The following is a 16,794-nucleotide window of genomic DNA, read 5'->3' on the forward strand; positions in this document are numbered from 1 at the left end:
TCCGCCGGGACCGGGACTACAACTCGCGCACCGGTCGGCCGGCCAGGAACGCGGCGATGTCCTCGACCGCGTCGGTGTACGCCAGCGTGTAGTTGCCCTGGGTCGCATAGCCGATGTGCGGCGTGAGGATGGTGTTGGGGGCGTCCAGGATCGGGTCGTCGGCGGGCAGCGGCTCCACCTGGTGCACATCCAGCGCGGCACCGGCGATCCGACCCTCGTGCAGCGCGGCGAGCAGGGCCGCTCGGTCCACGATCGCGGCCCGGGAGGTGTTGACCAGGTACGCGGTGGGGCGCATCAGGGCGAGTTCGGCCGCGCCGACCAGGGACCTGGTCCGCTCGCTGTGGCGCACATGCACGGAGACGAAGTCGGCGCGGCGGAAGAGTTCGTCCTTGGCGACCACCTCCACACCGAGTTCCGCACCACGCTCGGCTGTCAGGTTTTGGCTCCAGGCCAGTACCCGCATCCCGAACGCCGCGCCGATCGTGGCCACCCGCGCGCCCAGTTTGCCCAGACCGATCACCCCGAGGGTGGATCCGGCGAGGTCCGACCCGATGCCGCACTGCCATCCGCCGGCGCGCAGGCTCGCCTCCTCGGCGCCGGTACGGCGGGCCAACTCGAGGATCAGCGCCCAGGTCAACTCGGCCGCCGGATGCGGCAACAACCGCGTGCCGCACACCGTCACGCCTTGCGCCCGGGCCGCCTCGATGTCGATGGCGGCGTTGTTCATCCCGGTGGTGACCAGCAGCCGCAGGCCCGGCAGTCGCGCGAGCAGCCCGGCGGGAAACGGGGTACGCTCGCGCATCGCGATCACCGCGTCGAACGGCGCCAACCGCTCGACCAGCGCCTCGGCGTCGGTCACGTGGTCGGGGAAGAACGCGACCTCGGTGCCTTCCGGCAGTTTGCACCAGCAGTCGAGCGCCGCGGCCGGCCCCTGGTAGTCGTCGATGACGGCGACCCGAAACACCTGTAGTCCCCCCGCGTCCGGCGACCGCCGGAGCGCGGATCACCCGGTCGGCTCGCCCGTCCGACCCTATCGGGCGGAGCCGTCGAGCGCGCCCAGACCCTTCTGCAGGTCTTCGAGGTTCATCACCGGCTTGACGCTCACCTTGGCGCCCATCGAGAAGAACGGCTCCGCGATGCCCGGCAACTGCGACGAGTCCTGCATGTCGAAGACCAACAGGCACGAGCGGTCGCCCTCGACGGCGGTGAAGTAGGCCGCCTCGGGGTGTAGTCGCCCGACGATCGCCTGGATGGTCTTGGCCAACGACCCGTCGGCGATCGCCCGGTTGCCCGCCTCGGTGTCCATGCGTGCTTGGAGGAACATGCGCATCGATCTCACCCGGTCTCGCGTACGGACCGTGTTCGGCGCTCACCACGGGCACTCATGAGGACTCGGTCGCGTACGCTTCCAGGCTCCTCTCGTGCGCCGGCGCCCGCAAACGCCGCGGACGGCATCGGCCGCGATTCGCGTACCGGTTCGGTGGTCGGGTATGCGAAAGGTATGAACGCGCGACATCGCGCTCCGGCCAAGCGCCCTCCCGGCAGCGAGGCGGCCCATCCACGCAGCGACCTCGCCGCACGCAGGGTCATGTCCAGGATCGCGCTGCCGTTCTTCGTGGTCGGTTGTGCGCTGTGCGCGTGGGCGGCCTCGACGGATGTCACGAGCGAGGTGCGCACGTTGTGGATCGTCGCCGCGATCGCGTGCGCGGTGACGGCGTTGATCGCCTGGATCGATCTTGTGGTCATCGCGCGGCGGATGCGCGGCGAGCGGACCTGGTCGGCACGAGACCGGTGAGCAGCGGCCGACCGTGGGTGGGCCGACGCGCGGTGCGCCTGTCGATGGGTCGTTCGACGCGCTTGATCGGCGTTCCGCTCCGCGTGCCGCTCGGCGCGCGTGTGGTCGGCCTCCCCCTCGGCATGCCGACGGTGCGCTGTGTACGTCAGTGCGCCGCTTGTGCCACCGGGGGTTCGGCGCGGGCGGTGGGCTCGGTGTGCGCGGTCTCCTCGGTGTGCCCCATGCGCCAGTAGCCCATGAAGGCGATCGAGCGGTGGTCCATGCCGCGCTCGTCCTTGAGGTGGCGGCGCAGCGCGCGCACCCGACCGGCCTCACCGGCCAGCCACGCGTAACCGTGTTCGACCGGCAGGTGGGCGTCGCGGATCGCGTCCAGCAACCGGTTCTCGGCGACCGGTGCGTCGCCGCGGTGGATCCAGTCCACCCGTACCCCGGGCGGCGCCGCGAGATGTTGGCGATCCGCCTCGGAGGCCACCTCGACGAAGACGTGCCCGCGTGCGTCCGGCGGCAGCGACTCGACGATGGAACCGATCGCGGGCAGCGCCGCGTGGTCACCGGCCAGCAGCAGCCGGCGCCCGGCGGGCGGCTCGAAGCTGTAGCCGCCGTTGCGCTCGGCGGTCGGCCCGAGCAGCTCGATGGCGTCGCCGGGACGCGCGGCGCGGGCCCAGCGACAGGCGGGTCCCCCCGGCGCGTGCAGTGCGAAGTCGATGTCGATCTCGACCGGATCCGACCGGTGCGCGCGCACGGTGTAGGTGCGCTGGTACGGCCGGTCGGCCTCGGGGATCCGCGTCCACGCCTCGCGCCAGGTCAGGTCGTCCCGGGTGATCCGGGACGCGGGCCGGCCCTCGCGCGGCACGAAGAGCTTGACCCGCTGGTCGGGCCCGCCCGGGACGAAGTGCGCCAACCTGGGGCCGGTCAGGGTGATCCGGGTGGCGTTGCGGGTGATCGGCGTATTGCGGACCACGGTGAGCTGGAAGGGCCGGTAGAGCTGCGCCCGGCGTTCACGTTCGGTGGAGATTGGAACTCGCCCTCTCGGACACGGTCGGCCACGGACGACCCGAGACGATGTCGCGGTTAGGTTAACCTAACCACAGACTCCCGCCGGCCGCCGCCGACGCGCCGGACGAAGCCGGGAACTCCCGGGGCGCACCGAACGGCCCTGGGATCGACCGGATTTGGCCGGCAAGTATGCCTACCCTAAGTTGTGGGGCGTCCGGGTGGACGGGTCCGGATCGACGCTCCGGTCGATGTTCCCGTTCGACGTGCCCGGGTCGAGGTGCCCGGTTCGCCGTGTCCGGGTCGACATGTCCCAGGGGGAGCGATCACGCATGCGGCTGTACCTGCTCGCGCTCAATCCCACCGACTCGGTGACCGAGGGATTCCTGCCCGCCGCCCATCGCCTCGGACTGCACGTCACCCTGCTGGCCGACCCCGCGCACGCCGCGCGACACCGCGAACTGTGCGCCGCGCTCACTGGGGTGCGGGTGCTGGACTGCGACGTCCGCGACTTCCGCGCGGTGATAGACCGGATCTCGGGCGCACATCGTCCGGACGCGATCTTCACCAACAGCGACCACCTCCAGGTGCAAGCCGCCCTCGCCGCTTCCTACTTCGACCTCCCGGCCAAGGACTGGAAGGCCGCGCTGCGGACCAAGAACAAGGCCCGGATGCGCGGCCGACTGGCCGATACCGGCACGGACACCGTCTGGGCCGCCGAACTGGCGCCCGGGCAGCCGGTCGCCGACCTGTTCGACCTCACACCGCCGTATCCGTGCGTGGTCAAACCGCGCGAGGGCGTCGCCGGAGAGGACGTGGTCCTGGTCACCGACGACGCGGAACTGCTCGAGCGCTGCGCCGAGATCCAGGCCCGCCGACCGGCGGCGGCGCTGCTGGTCGAGGAGTTCCTGCCGGGAGAACTGCACACCCTGGAGACGCTCGGCGATCGGCACGGCATCCGGGTCCTGGGCGGCTTCCACACCCGACTGTCGCCACCGCCGTACTTCGTCGAGACACGCCTGGATCTGGTGCCCGAACCGCCCGCCGCGACCACCGCCGCCGTGCTCACCCAACTCCACGCGCTGGGAGTGGGTTTCGGTGCGTGCCACACCGAATTCGTGGTCCAGGACGGGCGACCCCGGATCATCGAGGTCAACTACCGTGCCATCGGCGACCAATGCGACCTGCTGCTGCGGGACGTGCTCGGCATCCCGCTGTTCGAGCACATCCTGCGCGTGCACCTGGGCATCGACCTGCCCGCCGACCTCGGCGCGCGCGCCGGCCGGCACGCCCGGGTGGACTATCCGTGCGCCGACCGTGCGGGCACCCTCACCGCGGGCCCGGACCGCGTGCGCTCCGACCCGGCCGGCGACACCCGCGTGGACTACCACCCGCTGCGCGCGATCGGCGAGCGACACCCGGTGTACGGGTCCAACCGGGACTACCTCGGAGTGCTGCGCACCATCGGCACCGACCGGGCCGCCGTCGACCGGGCCGCCGAGGACTTCCTGACCGGCCGGCAGTGGAGCATCACGCCGTGACCGAACACGCCGCCGGCGAACCGCCGCCACCCTCGGCCGGCGCGGACGCGCCGCTCGACGCCGCCGCCGGCGAACCGCCGCTCCACACGGCCGCGGCCCATCCGGCCGATGCCGCCTGTGCGGTCGACGGGCCCGGTGGCTTCGACGGCGAGCTGCTGTGTCGGGTGCTGGACACCGTGTTGCGCGAGGACGTCCTGGGCCTGCGCGGCACCGCCGTACCCGAACAACGACCGGACGGGACCTGGCTGCGACTGACCGCGCGGACCGGCACCGACGCGTTGCTGCTGCCGGTGCGCGCCGACGGGTTCCAGTGCGAGTACGCCGCCCGCGCGCCGCTCCTGGTGGCGTCGCGGGACGGCGCGCGTGTGACCGACACCGACCGACTGCTCGCGATCCTGCGGGACTGGGCGGATCCGCGGGACCGGTCCGGCTTCGACGACTTCGCCGAGGAATGCCGGCAGGCCGCCCGGGCCGGCCGACTGCTCGCGCACACCGGCCCGGCCGTTCGCGCCGGGCTCGCCGACCGGTACGGCCCGGACCCGAGCGCGTGGACCGGGCTCGGCTCGGGCCCGGCCCTGGACACGTTGGCCGCGCACGTCGACCATCCGCTCTACCCCACCGCGCGCGCCCGCTCCGGCCTGACCGAGACCGCGCTGCGCCGGTACGCGCCCGAACACCACCCGAGCTTCCGTCTGCGCTGGGCCCTGCTCCCGCACGACGCCACCACCCGCGCCGGGACCCTGCCGCCCTGGTGGCCGACCCCCGCCGACCTCGGCCGGCCCGACCTCGCCGGCAGCCATCTCGCCCTGCCCGTGCACCCGTTGACGTTCGACCGGCTCCCGGACCCGGCCGTGCCGACCGACCGGGCGTATCTGGACGTGCGCCCGACCCTGTCGATGCGCACCGTCGCGGTGACCCGCGACCCGGCCGTGCATCTCAAGCTCCCGCTGCCGATCGCCACCCTCGGCGTGCGCAACCGGCGCACCATCAAACCCGGCACCCTGGTCGACGGTGCCGCCGGCCGACGACTGCTCGCCGAGGTACTGCGCCGGGAACCACGCTTTCGCGACCGGGTGTTGCTCGCCGACGAACAGAGCTACCTGCACGCGGACCACGAACTGCTGGGCGTGCTGGTGCGCCGGCATCCGCCCGACCTGGAGCACACCCTCGTGCTGCCGCTCGCCGCACTGCTCGCCCGAGGACCCGACGGCACGCTGGTCCTGGACCGGGTGGCCGAGCGATTCCACGCAGGCGATCGATTCGCGCTGCTCGACGCCTACCTCACGCTGCTCCTGGACTGGCAGACCACGCTGTTCCGGTACGGCATCGCGCTCGAATCACACCCGCAGAACCTGTCCCTGGTCCTGGCCCAAGGGCAACCGGCTCGCCTGCTGTTCAAGGACAACGACGGCCCGCGCGTCAATCCGGCGCGCTGTCCGCTGCCGCACGGCGGATTCGAGGACGCGCGCACCTACACCGCCGACGACGGCCCGCTCGCCGACCTGTTCCTCACCATAACCGTGCATCTGTGCGCCGGTGCGCTCGCGTTCGCGCTGCCCCCGCCGGAGCGGGACCGACTGCTGCGGCTGGTGCGCGAGCGGCTGGCCGTGCTGGCGCCCCCGGAGCTGCGGCGCCGCGCACTGGACGGGCAACGATTGCCGGTCAAGGCGATGATCACCGCCGGCACGCTGCTCACCAAGGAGCGCTCCGGCGCGGCCGATATCAACAAGTACTACACGACCGGGCCGAACTACCTTCGTGGTGCGCAGCGTTCGACCTAGCGATCGACCGCGACCGTCGATCCGCCCGACCGTACACCGCGCACCGCGCCTCGCCCTCGAATCGTTGGAGTCGCCCATGCCGCTGCCGTCGGCGCAACCCCGAACCGACCCCGCGCACACCGGCCAGGCGCCACCCGCCCCGCCCACTGCCGATGAGGTCGTCGTGCACACCCTGCTCAACTGCCTGCATCGGGAGGTCTGCCGGCCGGAGGGGCGCAGCGTGGTCGAGCCCGGCGACGGCGGGCACCTGCGGTTGCACCTGGCCCGCTCGGGCACCCGGTTGCGGGTCCGCCTGCGCCGTGCCTCGCTGTTCGGCGACCATCGCTTCACCGGCCCGGTGGCCGAACTGCGCGGCCCCACCTGGCACGTGCTGACCTGGCCCGAGGTGGCCGAGCGCGTGCACGCCGAACTGGGCCTGCGGACCGGTGTGCGCAACGACGAGTTCCTGGACCAACTGGCGTCCAGCCACGCGGGCGTGCGCGCGGGACTGGCCCGCCGGAGCGCACGACCCGCCTCGCGCTACCTCGACTCGGAGCAGGCCCTGCTGTTCGGACACCGCTTCCATCCCACCCCCAAGGCGCGCGGCGCCGACCCGGCCGCGTGGGCGGCCTACGCGCCCGAGGCCCGGGCCGCGTTCCGGTTGCGGCATCTGGCGGTGCGCAACGAACTGGTGGCGCAGGAACGGCTGACCGAGTCGGCGACGGCCGTGCTGGACCGGCTGGGCCCGGTGCCGGTCGGATACACACTGCTGCCCGCGCACCCGTGGCAATACGAACTGCTCGCCGAGCACCCGCGCCTGCGGGCCGCGCTGGTCCGAGGCGACGTGCTCGACCTGGGCCCGCGCGGCGACTCGTTCACTCCGACCGCGTCGGTGCGTACGCTCGCCGGCGCGGGCGCCTTCCTCAAGTTCAGTCTGAATGTGCGGATCACCAACTGTGTGCGCAAGAACGCCGCCTACGAACTCTCCGGGGCGGTCGCGCTGACCCGCGCGCTGGGCCCGATCCTGGCCCGAACGGCGGCCCGACGGCCGGACTTCGCGATGCTCGGCGAACCCGCGTACCGCAGCCTGTCGGCCGCCGTCGCGCCGGAACTGCTCGAAGGCTTCGGGGTGATCGTCCGGGACGGTCTCGACCCGCTGCTGCGGCCGGGCACGACGGCGCTGCTGGCCGGCGCCGTGGCCGCCGAGTACCCCACCGGGTCCGCGCACGTGTCCCGGTTGCTGGACGGCGCCGGGCCGGACGCGGTGATCCGCTGGTGGGACGACTACCTGCGGCTGCTGGTGCCGCCGGTGCTGGCCGCCTACTTCGAGCACGGCGTGGTGTTGGAGCCGCATCTGCAGAACGTGCTGCTCGCGGTGGACGACGCCGGCCGGCCCCGCCAGGTACTGATCCGGGACATGGAGGGCACCAAGCTGCTTCCCGGGCCGCACGCGGCCACCCTGTCCGCGCTGCCACCCTCGGTCGCCGAGCCCATGACGTACAGCGCCCGGCGCGGTTGGGATCGGGTGGCCTACTGCCTGCTGGTCAACAACATCGCCGAGTTCCTCGCCGCGCTGACCGACCTGTACCCACGGCTGGAGACCCGCCTGTGGGCCCGGGTGCGGGCGGTCCTGGCGGACTGCGCGACCGAACACGGCGAACCGCCGCCGCTGCGCGCGCTGCTCGCGGGCGCTCCGCTTCCCGCCAAGGCCAATCTGCTCGCCCGCTGGGAACGGCGGGCCGACCGCGAGGCGGAGTACGTCCGCATCCCCTCGCCGCTGGCCGCGTCCCGGCCCGACACCGCCGCCCGCACACCCGCCCGGAGCGCACGATGATCACACCGGCCGTACGGACCCGCGTGGCCGATCTGGACTCCGCCGAACTCCCCGCCTACATCCACGACACCACCCACCTGCGGGCACACGCGGCCTCGGTACGCGCGGCGCTGCCGGCGCGGGTCGAGCTGTACTACGCGGCCAAGGCCAACCCCGCGCCGGAGATCCTGACCGCGCTCGCCGGCGACGTGAACGGCTACGAGGTCTCCTCCGGCGGTGAACTCGCGCACGTACGGGCACATCTGCCCACGATGCCGGTCGCCTTCGGCGGCCCCGGCAAGACCGTCGACGAACTGACCGCCGCGCTGCACCTGGACGTCGGACGCTTTCATGTCGAGAGTCCGTACGAGGCGCGCCGACTCGTCGCGCTCGCCGCCCGGACACGGCCCGACCAGGACGTCGACGTGCTGCTGCGGGTGAACCTGCCGCTCGGGCCGGACGTCCTGCGCGGCGCGGCGCTCACCATGGGCGGCGATCCCGGGCCCTTCGGCATGGACCCGGACGACGTGGAGTCCTGCCTGCAGGTGCTCCGCGGACCGGACGCGGGTCGGGTCAGGGTCCGGGGCATCCACGCCCACCTGGCCAGCGGCCTGGACGCGGACCGCCAACTCGCCCTGGCCGAAGGCGTCCTCGCCTGGGCCCGCGACATCGCCGACCGGCACGGGATCACCCGGCCCGAGGTGAACATCGGCGGCGGAATGGCGGTCGACTACACGAACCCCGCCGCCCGCTTCGACTGGGCCCGCTTCGGCGCCGGCCTGGACCGGCTCGTGGCCGACCGCCCGGACCTGACCGTGCGGATCGAACCGGGGCGGGCGCTGACCGCCTACTCCGGCTGGTACGCGACGGAGGTGCTCGACCTCAAGCACAGCCGCGGTCGGGCCTTCGCCGTGCTGCGCGGCGGAACCCACCACCTGCGCACCCCGGCGGCCAGGGGCCACGACCAGCCGTGTGTGGTCGTGCCGACCACGAGCCCGTGGCCGCACTCGTGGCCGCGGCCGGAGATCCACCACACCCAGGTCACGTTGACCGGTCAACTGTGCACCCCCAAGGACGTGTTCGCCCGCGACCGCGTGATCACCGAACTCCGCGTCGGCGACCGGATCGCCTTCGCGCTGGCCGGCGCGTACGCGTGGAACATCTCCCACCACGACTTCCTGATGCACCCCCACCCGACGTTCCACTACCTGTGACCCACCCCCCGGTGATCCCGCCCCATGACCCCATCCGCAGCCCGCGGACCGGGTGCACCGGGTCGGGATCGGGGACGTCGCAAACGAGGACAGGCCGTAGGGTCGGCACATGCTCTTGTGGATCAACGGCCCGTTCGGGGGCGGCAAGACTCAGACCGCGTACGAACTGCGACGACGGTTGCGTGGCAGCGTGGTCTGCGACCCGGAGCAGGTCGGCTTCGGCCTGCACCGAATGTTGCCGCCGGCGCTGCGCGGCGACTTCCAGGATCTGCCGGCCTGGCGCCAGGGCGTGTTCGAGATGTTGGACCTGACGCTGACCAGGCACGACGGCCCGGTGATCGCGCCGATGACGGTGGTCGATCCGGGCTACTTCCGGGAGATCGTCGGGCGGTTGCGCGAACGCGGGCACGACGTGCGGCACTTCGCACTGCTGGCGGAGCGTGCGACGGTGCTGCGGCGACTGCGCGAACGCGGCTTCGGGCACGCGGTCCGGGTCGTGGGCGGCAAGGACGCGCCGCTGCGTCGGGAGAGCTTCGCGGTCTCCCGGCTCGACCTGTGCCTGGAGCGGTTGGTCGACCCGGAGTTCGCCGAGCACATCCACACCGACCACATCGACGTCGCCCGGGTCGCCGATCGCATCGCCCACTCGGCCGGTCTGACCCTGGCCCCGAACACCGACAGCCCCCTGCGCGGTCGGCTGCGCCGGGCCTGGACCGGTGTCAAGCACATCCGCTTCGACTGATCCGGGTGCGATCAGGCGGCGAAAGATCTCCTGGGCGTGATGCGGCGTCCGGTACTCCCAGGCCCCGAGCGCCCGAAAGAAGCCCCGCGGATCCGGCCGATCGTAGATGGCGTCGAAGTGGGGGCACGGAACGCCGGCGCCCCGGGGATGCGGCAAGGGTGCCCGGCGTCTCTACCGGGATGCGGTGGGGTGTCGGTCGGGGTTCGTTTCAGGTGGGGGTGGTGGGGTGAATCTGGTCGGGTGACCCATCGGCGAGGAGTTCCCGTGAGTACAGACGACACCGGGGCGGGCAGCCCCTCCGGCGCCTCGCCGGCGCTGGACGTCGAGCCGCACCCGCATACCACCACCGTGGCCGAGGCCACCGGGCTGCGAGTGGCCACCCGGCGGATCGCCGCGGCGCCGTCCGCGAGCCCGCGCACCTGGTTCGGTCGGGTCCTGGACACGCCGTTCGGCCCCCGGGTGCTCTTCGGCGATGTGTCCGGCGACCCGTTGTGCGCCCCCGACCTGACGGCGGACGTGGTCGCCGCCTTCGCTGCGGCGGCGCCCGACGTACCGGAGCTGCCCGATGTCGCGCACCGGATCGCCATGTCCCTGCGCGAGGATCATCTGCGCGGCCATCGCTCCATGGTGCGACTGCTGCTGATCGGCCACGTCGAGGAGGCGGCCGGGACCGGCTCGCTCGCTCTGGTCAATCGCGGCTACCCGGCCCCGCTCCTGGTCGTCGGCCGGCAGGTGCTCGGCCTCGAACCGGCCTTCACCACCCCGCCGATCGGCGCGCTGACCCCGGGCAGCCTGCGGCCGACGGAGCTGATTGTCGCGGCCGGCGGCGGCGAGCGCGTGTTGTTGTACACCGACGATCTCGCCGAGGCGTACGACGCCGCCGGCGAGCGCTATCCGGTGGCGCGGCGCGCGCCGGATCGGCTGCACGGCGCCTTCGTCGACGCGCTGGAGCGTCTCGCGGTCGACATCGAGGCCCATGTCGACGCGTCCTTCGCCGGCGACGCGGCGCTGTTCCTGCTGGAGGCCGAGCGAGCGGGCGGCTGAGCACGCGGGCGGAGCCGGGCCACCCGTTCGGCTCGCCCACGGCGCGCCCGGGCGGCGCCGGGCCTAGCGTTCGAACATGGCGAAGACCTCGAAGCACGGCACGGCGGAGCGAGGCTCGCGGGTCACCATGCGGCAGATCGTGATCGTCGTGGTGATCGCGCTGAGCGTCTGGTTCGTCCTGGCCAACACCGGGACCACCTCGATCCGCTTCTGGATTCCCGAGGTGGAGGCCCCGCTCTGGTTCGTCCTGGCCGGCTCCTTCGTGGTCGGGGCGCTCATCGGATGGCTGATCGGGCGGAACCGCCGGCCCAGGTGAGCACGGACCCCCGCGCCCGAACCGGCCCTACACCCCCGGCCCCCGCACCGTCGCGGACGAAGTGAGCCGCCCCACGGCGCCCGTCGCGCGTTGCGCCGAACCGTTCAGGTGCACGCCGTGCAGGCGGAGCTGGAACATCGCGTCGAAGCGGGCGTCGCCGTCGGCGAGGTCGATCGCACCCACCTCGGACAACCGGCGCAGCCGGTAGCGGAAGGTGTTCGGGTGCACGTGCACGGCCGCCGCGGCCGCGGTGACGTCGCCGAAGGTGTCCAGCCACGCGGCGAGGGTCTCGGTGAGATGCGTGTCGTGCTCGGCGTCGTAGGCGCGCAGCCGGGCCACCGGCCCCGCCGGTGCGTCGTCGGTGGCCGCGACCCGGTCGGCGACGTCGACCAGGAGCGAGGACACGTACACGTCGCACAGTCGGGCCACCCGCAGCGACGAGCGGCCCGAGCGCAGCACCCGCAGCGCGCGGTCCGCGTCCGCGCGGGAGGAGGGCAGGTCCACCTCGCGCGCGACGACCCGCCCGATGCCCACGACGGCCTCGATCCGGCCGCCGATCCGGGCCAGGAACTCCTCCGCCAGCCGGACCGCCCTGCCGTCCGACTCGGTGGGCAGGATCGCGTAGGTGAAGCCGCCGAGCCGCGCGGTGGCCGTGCGCGGGTGTACCGCCGCCAGGTGCAGGGCCAGCGCGTCCACGATCCGGTGTTCCTCCGCGGTGCGCTCCGCGGGTGCCGAGTCGCCGACCACCGCGAGCGCGAGCACGCACGCGGGCTGGTGCGCCAGACCCAGTCGGCCGGCCGCGTCGACCGCCGCGGGGCCGCCTTCGAGCACGGTGGCGAGCAGGTCGGTGCGCAGTCGGCGCTCGACGTCCGCGCCGGCGCGGCGGCGCAGCAGGTGCAGGGCGACCACCTTGGCCGCCTCGGTCAGCGAACGCTCCAACTCGGCGGACAGCGGTGCGCGCACCACGACCCAGATCGAGCCGAGGATCTCGTCGCCGGCCCGGACCGCGATGGCCACCCGGGGCAGGTCCGAGACACCGGCCAGGTACAGCGGCCCCTCGTTGCGGTACAGGGCGTGGAAGGCGCCGCGTTCCTCCAGGATGCGCAACATCTCCGCGGGTACCTGGCGGTCCAGGATGGTGGCGATCCGGGGTTCGTCCGCCTCGTCCTGACGGCTGGAGAAGGCCAGCACCCGCCCGCTGCGGTCCTCCACCGTGACCGGCCCGTCCAGGAGCGCGGCGATGGCGTTGACCAGCGCGAACAGATCGCCGGCCGGTGCGCCGTCGAGGGTTTCGCCGGTCTGCGCGGTGCCCACCTCGTCCACCGCGAGCAGCGCCCGCAGCAGTGTGGTGACCTGGGACCAGGAGGCACCGGGGGTGAGCGCGAGGACCACCACGCCGGTGCTCGCCACGGCCGCCTCGATCTCGGCGTCCACCACGATGGGGCCGCGCACCACGACGGCCGGCGCGGCCAGGCCGGCCGCGCGGTGCACCAGGGTCACGATGGCCGGCGATCCGTAGACGGCGACGCCCAGGACCACCGCGCCGGGCGCGTGCGAGGGTTCGTCGTGCGGGTCGTGGATGAGCACTCCGGTGACCTCGCGGTCGGGATCCGGCTTGCCGGCCGCCACCTCGAACAACGTGGAGCCGAGGTCGTCGATGATGCGCCCGAGAACGGCGCGCGAATGCGCGGTCATCGGATGGCCACCGGCGCGGCGGCGAGAATGCCCGACGCTATTCGCGGCGGGCCCAACACGTTCACCACGTTCATGACACGGGGATCCAATCGGTCGACACAGTCCCCCGTCGGACGCTCCGGGCCGACCGCGTCTGCGCCGGTCACTCCGTGGCGGGAGTCTAAACGATCTTGTGATGGATGTCGTGGTCCATCGTGACGCCGGGTGCCCGTCCCCCGAGACCGGGCACCCGGCGCGGGGTCAGCGCGGGCGCGGGCCCCGACCGAGCACGTACCGTCCGTCCCGGGTGAAGCCGAGCACCACCCGGCCCTCGGCCATCAGCCCGCCGAGCACCTCGCGCAACGCCAGGCGCCAGCCCCGCGCCGCCGCCGGATCGGTCCGGCGCAGCGCCTCGATGTCGCGCGGCACCGCCACCAGCACCACGTCCCCGTCGGTCCGGCCCGGGATCGGCCGCTTGTCCGGACCCGTGTCCAGGCCGATCACCACCTCCCCCACCAAGGCCCCGGCGTCCACCGGCCCGGGTGTCCCCGCGCAGGCGAGGGCCACCCGGTCGGCGGTCAGGTCCCAGCCGGCCAGGATGCGATCGGAGTAGTCGTCGCCGTTGATGGCATCGGACATGGGCCCGTAGAAGTCGGCGAGGTACTGCGCGGGTACCGCGCCGAGCTTGGCCAGGTTGAAGTAGGCGTTCCGTCCGACCAGGGGGTCGAACGTCCAGGTGACCCGGGTGATCCCGCGGGTCAGGCACCACGCCCGCTGGTACACCTTGAGCGCGTAGCCCACCTCGCGTCCTCGCGAGCGTTCGTCGACGCCGGCGATGTGCGAGTGCAGGCCGTCGGTGGAGAGCAGGCCCACGCCCGCGCCGACCAGTCGATCGCCCTCGTAGGTGCCCGCGACGTAGCCGCCGGAGTGCGCGACCACGGTCATCATCTCGGGGCTGATCATCGGGGTGTCGGGCTGCCAGACGTGTTGGAACAGGGCGCACGCGTCGGACATCTCGACCGGCGTGTGCAGTTCGCGGATCTCGATCCGAGCCACGCGAGCCGCGCGGTCGGCCGCCTCGGCCGCGCGGTCGCGCAACGCACCGGGGTCGGGTTCGGGTTCGCGGTCGGCGCGGTACAGGTCGCCGCCGGTACGCGCCCCCGCCGGTGTCGGGGTCATCGGGTCGCGGCCTCCGTCTCCACATCGGTATCGGGGTCGACCGTCGCGCGTTCGGGCAGCGGCTCGCCGATCGTGGGCACGCCGGACAGCAGCGCCCGGGTGTACTCGTGTTCCGGGTTCTCCAGGACCTGGGCGGCGGGGCCGGACTCCACCAGGACGCCGCGGTCCATCACCGCGATCCGGTCCGCGAGATAGCGCACGACGGCCAGGTTGTGCGAGATGAACAACATCGCGAAGCCGAGTTCGCGTTGCAGGTCGCGGATCAGGTTGAGCACCGCGCCCTGGACGGAGACGTCCAACGCGGAGGTGACCTCGTCGGCGACCAGTACGGCGGGCCGGGCGGCGAGCGCGCGGGCCAGTGCCACGCGTTGGCGCTGGCCGCCGGAGAGCGCGTGCGGCAGGCGTCCGGCCACGCCGGGGTCGATGCCGACCAGGTCGAGGTAGCGGGCCACCTCGCTCGCCCGGGTCGCCCGGTCGGTGCGCGGCACCGCCTCGGCGACCGAACCGCCGATGGTCAGGCGCGGGTTGAGCGAGGCGAACGGGTCCTGGAAGACCAGTTGGATCGGTCGGCGCCCGGGCTTGCGGCCCTGGTCGACGCCGTCGACCAGGACCTGCCCCGAGTAGACGGGGACCAGGCCGACCGCGGCCCGACCCAGGGTGGACTTGCCCGACCCGGAGCCGCCGACCAGGCCGACCACGCTGCCCGCGGGCACCTCCAGGGACACGTCGTCGACGGCGGTGGAGGCGCCGCGGCCGCGGCCGTAGCGCACGGTGATGTTGCGCAGTTCGAGCGAACCGGACGTTGCGCTCCCGGCGGGGCCGGGGGCGGCTTCGGCGGCGGAGGGATCCACCGTGCTCGCGGCTTTCATCGTGCCTCCTCCAGTTCGTGGGTGACGGTGGTGATCGGGTCCCAGCACGCGACGCGGCGACCGGAACCGATCGATTCCAGGACCGGCTCCTCGGTACGGCAGCGGTCCGTCGCCCGGGCGCAGCGCGGCGCGAACGGGCAACCGACGCTCTCCTCGCCGGGCTCCGGCGGCCGGCCGGGGATGGTCGCCAGCGGGACGTCCCGGTCGGTGGTCATGCTGGGCACCGCGCCGATCAGCGCGGCCGAGTACGGGTGGGCGACGCCGTCGGCGAGGTCCCCGACGGGCAGTTCCTCGACGATCCGTCCCGCGTACATCACCACGACGCGGTCGCACACCTGGGAGACGACGGCGATGTCGTGCGAGATGAGCAGCAGTGCGGCGCCCGATTCGGTCCGCACGTCCCGGAGCAGGGCCAGCACCTGGGCCTGCACGGTCACGTCCAGGGCGGTGGTGGGCTCGTCGGCGATGATCAGCCGGGGTTCGCCCATCAGGCCCATCGCGATCATCACGCGTTGGCGCATGCCGCCGGAGAACTCGTGCGGACGCTTGCGGACCCGCTGTTCGGGGTTGATGATGCCCACCGCGCCCAGTCGGGACACGGCCCGGGAAAGGGCCGCCGCCCGTCCGGCGTTGTGGTGCACCTCGGCCACCTCGGCGAGTTGCCGGCCGACCGTGAGCGCGGGGTTGAGCGAGGCCATCGGGTCCTGGAAGACCATGGCCATCGAGGTGCCCTTGGGGGCCTGCTTGTTCAGGTCCCGGTCGCCGAAGCGCAGGGTGCCCGCGCTGACCCGGCCCGGGTGCGGGACGAGTCCGGCCGCGGCGAGCGCGGTCAGGCTCTTGCCCGAGCCGGACTCGCCGACGATGCCGACCGCTTCACCCTCGGCGACGGTGAGGCAGACGTCGTGCACGGCGGTGTGCCCGGGGAAGCGCACCCGCAGGTGGTCGATGTTCAGCAGCGCCGACTCGGCCGCCTCGGCGGGCCGTTCGGTGACCGGGTCGGCCGCGCCGACCTCGGCCTGCGGCGCGGTACGGCCGGCGTTCGCCTTGGCGACCACCTCGCCGATCAGGCCGAAGGTGATGCCGGTGAGCACGATCGCAAGACCCGGCCCGACCGCCGACATCGGGTCCACCATGACCCGGTCGAGCTGCTCGTTGAGCAGGCGTCCCCAGTCGTAGTCGGGCGGTTGCACGCCCAGACCGAGGAAGGACAGGCCGGAGAAGGCGACCAGGATGCCGGCTGCGGTCGTGGAGACGAACAGCGCGACGGGTTCGGCGATGTTGGGCAGGATGTGCCGGACGATGATCCGGAAGCGGCCGACGCCCAGGATCCGCGCGGCGGCCACATAGTCGGTGCCGGCGACCGAGGCGGTCAGGTTCTGCACGAGTCGGGCGGTGCTGGGGGCCGCGCCCAGGCCGATGGCGAAGGCGGCGGAGAAGGTGCCGACGCCGAAGATGACCGCGAGGAAGAGCACGAACAGCAGACCGGGGAAGGCGACGAGCAGGTTGACCGTCGCGGTGATCAGGCGACCGGCGCGGCGGCCGAGGACGGCCGGCAGGACGCCCAGGACCAGGCCGCCGACGACCGCGATGAGCGTGGCGAACAGGGTCAGTTCCACGGTGAGCCGGGTGGCCACCACCACGCGGGCGGCGATGTCGCGACCCAGGGCGTCGGTACCGAACAGGTGCTCGGTGCCGCTGTGTCGGCCGATCTCGTCGGTGTCGATCCGGTCGGCGGTGTCGCCGAGCAGCATGGGTCCGAAGATCGCCACCAGGGCGATGATCGTGCTCGCGACGGCGGCGGTGATCCCCAGCGGGGTGCGCAGTGCGAGGCGAAGTCTTGGTGCGTTGGCCATC

The 16,794-nt window shown here is 73.0% G+C and carries 15 protein-coding genes; 8 read left to right on the forward strand and 7 right to left on the reverse strand.

The window, feature by feature from the left end; translation table 11 throughout:
• Positions 1-16: 16 nt before the first annotated feature.
• Both ACZ4FV_RS16125 and ACZ4FV_RS16130 read right to left on the reverse strand, forming a co-directional pair.
• On the reverse strand, positions 17-964 hold the full coding sequence (locus ACZ4FV_RS16125; protein ID WP_402232617.1) for a D-2-hydroxyacid dehydrogenase family protein: 948 nt from the start codon (positions 962-964) through the stop codon (positions 17-19).
• 66 nt (positions 965-1,030) lie between these two features.
• Positions 1,031-1,330: a hypothetical protein gene (locus ACZ4FV_RS16130; RefSeq protein ID WP_395871546.1), complete on the reverse strand. Its 300-nt coding sequence runs from the start codon at positions 1,328-1,330 to the stop codon at positions 1,031-1,033.
• Positions 1,331-1,501: 171 nt separating this feature from the next.
• Between ACZ4FV_RS16130 and ACZ4FV_RS16135 the strand changes: the two genes are divergently transcribed.
• On the forward strand, positions 1,502-1,795 hold the full coding sequence (locus ACZ4FV_RS16135; RefSeq protein WP_402232614.1) for a hypothetical protein: 294 nt from the start codon (positions 1,502-1,504) through the stop codon (positions 1,793-1,795).
• 145 nt (positions 1,796-1,940) lie between these two features.
• On the opposite strand, the gene ACZ4FV_RS16140 is transcribed toward ACZ4FV_RS16135, so the two are convergent.
• On the reverse strand, positions 1,941-2,756 hold the full coding sequence (locus tag ACZ4FV_RS16140) for a siderophore-interacting protein (RefSeq protein WP_395871550.1): 816 nt from the start codon (positions 2,754-2,756) through the stop codon (positions 1,941-1,943).
• Between the two features lie 364 nt (positions 2,757-3,120).
• On the opposite strand from ACZ4FV_RS16140, the gene ACZ4FV_RS16145 reads away from it, so the two are divergent.
• From ACZ4FV_RS16145 to ACZ4FV_RS16175, 7 genes are all read left to right on the forward strand, one after another.
• Positions 3,121-4,329, forward strand: coding sequence for an ATP-grasp domain-containing protein (locus ACZ4FV_RS16145; protein ID WP_395871552.1), 1,209 nt, complete (start codon positions 3,121-3,123; stop codon positions 4,327-4,329).
• Positions 4,326-6,110, forward strand: a complete 1,785-nt coding sequence (locus ACZ4FV_RS16150; protein ID WP_402232611.1) for an IucA/IucC family protein — start codon at positions 4,326-4,328, stop codon at positions 6,108-6,110. The genes ACZ4FV_RS16145 and ACZ4FV_RS16150 overlap by 4 nt, the downstream gene beginning before the upstream one ends.
• Before the next feature lie 76 nt (positions 6,111-6,186).
• Positions 6,187-7,923: an IucA/IucC family protein gene (locus ACZ4FV_RS16155; RefSeq protein WP_465322802.1), complete on the forward strand. Its 1,737-nt coding sequence runs from the start codon at positions 6,187-6,189 to the stop codon at positions 7,921-7,923.
• Positions 7,920-9,116, forward strand: coding sequence for a type III PLP-dependent enzyme (locus ACZ4FV_RS16160; protein WP_402232607.1), 1,197 nt, complete (start codon positions 7,920-7,922; stop codon positions 9,114-9,116). Before ACZ4FV_RS16155 ends, ACZ4FV_RS16160 begins: the two co-directional genes overlap by 4 nt.
• A 109-nt stretch (positions 9,117-9,225) precedes the next feature.
• A complete protein-coding gene (locus ACZ4FV_RS16165; RefSeq protein WP_395871561.1) occupies positions 9,226-9,858 on the forward strand; it encodes an AAA family ATPase in 633 nt (210 codons plus the stop codon).
• A 264-nt stretch (positions 9,859-10,122) separates the two neighbouring features.
• Entirely contained in the window at positions 10,123-10,902 is a 780-nt protein-coding gene (locus tag ACZ4FV_RS16170; RefSeq protein ID WP_395871563.1) for a SpoIIE family protein phosphatase, read from the forward strand.
• A 76-nt stretch (positions 10,903-10,978) separates the two neighbouring features.
• Complete coding sequence (locus ACZ4FV_RS16175) at positions 10,979-11,218, forward strand: lipopolysaccharide assembly protein LapA domain-containing protein (protein WP_395871566.1); 240 nt, start codon at positions 10,979-10,981, stop codon at positions 11,216-11,218.
• 27 nt (positions 11,219-11,245) lie between these two features.
• Here ACZ4FV_RS16175 and ACZ4FV_RS16180 read toward each other — a convergent pair whose 3' ends face one another.
• The 4 genes from ACZ4FV_RS16180 to ACZ4FV_RS16195 form a co-directional block, all read right to left on the reverse strand.
• The gene (locus tag ACZ4FV_RS16180; RefSeq protein WP_395871568.1) at positions 11,246-12,913 is read right to left on the reverse strand and encodes a PucR family transcriptional regulator; all 1,668 of its coding nucleotides are present in this window, start codon (positions 12,911-12,913) and stop codon (positions 11,246-11,248) included.
• A gap of 240 nt (positions 12,914-13,153) precedes the next feature.
• Complete coding sequence (locus ACZ4FV_RS16185) at positions 13,154-14,071, reverse strand: GNAT family N-acetyltransferase (protein WP_395871571.1); 918 nt, start codon at positions 14,069-14,071, stop codon at positions 13,154-13,156.
• Positions 14,068-14,940, reverse strand: a complete 873-nt coding sequence (locus tag ACZ4FV_RS16190) for an ABC transporter ATP-binding protein (protein WP_395871573.1) — start codon at positions 14,938-14,940, stop codon at positions 14,068-14,070. The genes ACZ4FV_RS16185 and ACZ4FV_RS16190 overlap by 4 nt, the downstream gene beginning before the upstream one ends.
• The gene (locus ACZ4FV_RS16195) at positions 14,937-16,793 is read right to left on the reverse strand and encodes a dipeptide/oligopeptide/nickel ABC transporter permease/ATP-binding protein (protein WP_395871575.1); all 1,857 of its coding nucleotides are present in this window, start codon (positions 16,791-16,793) and stop codon (positions 14,937-14,939) included. The genes ACZ4FV_RS16190 and ACZ4FV_RS16195 overlap by 4 nt, the downstream gene beginning before the upstream one ends.
• Position 16,794 lies beyond the last annotated feature (1 nt).

Source organism: Embleya sp. NPDC025285 (genome assembly GCF_055558835.1).

Bases quoted from the DNA above. Each gene is read 5' to 3' on its own strand.
- ACZ4FV_RS16130 (WP_395871546.1), bottom strand. From the start codon at position 1,330: ATGCGCATGTTCCTCCAAGCACGCATGGACACCGAGGCGGGCAACCGG.
- ACZ4FV_RS16135 (WP_402232614.1), top strand. From the start codon at position 1,502: ATGAACGCGCGACATCGCGCTCCGGCCAAGCGCCCTCCCGGCAGCGAG.
- ACZ4FV_RS16145 (WP_395871552.1), top strand. From the start codon at position 3,121: ATGCGGCTGTACCTGCTCGCGCTCAATCCCACCGACTCGGTGACCGAG.
- ACZ4FV_RS16155 (WP_465322802.1), top strand. From the start codon at position 6,187: ATGCCGCTGCCGTCGGCGCAACCCCGAACCGACCCCGCGCACACCGGC.
- ACZ4FV_RS16160 (WP_402232607.1), top strand. From the start codon at position 7,920: ATGATCACACCGGCCGTACGGACCCGCGTGGCCGATCTGGACTCCGCC.
- ACZ4FV_RS16165 (WP_395871561.1), top strand. From the start codon at position 9,226: ATGCTCTTGTGGATCAACGGCCCGTTCGGGGGCGGCAAGACTCAGACC.
- ACZ4FV_RS16175 (WP_395871566.1), top strand. From the start codon at position 10,979: ATGGCGAAGACCTCGAAGCACGGCACGGCGGAGCGAGGCTCGCGGGTC.
- ACZ4FV_RS16180 (WP_395871568.1), bottom strand. From the start codon at position 12,913: ATGACCGCGCATTCGCGCGCCGTTCTCGGGCGCATCATCGACGACCTC.
- ACZ4FV_RS16185 (WP_395871571.1), bottom strand. From the start codon at position 14,071: ATGACCCCGACACCGGCGGGGGCGCGTACCGGCGGCGACCTGTACCGC.
- ACZ4FV_RS16190 (WP_395871573.1), bottom strand. From the start codon at position 14,940: ATGAAAGCCGCGAGCACGGTGGATCCCTCCGCCGCCGAAGCCGCCCCC.
- ACZ4FV_RS16195 (WP_395871575.1), bottom strand. From the start codon at position 16,793: ATGGCCAACGCACCAAGACTTCGCCTCGCACTGCGCACCCCGCTGGGG.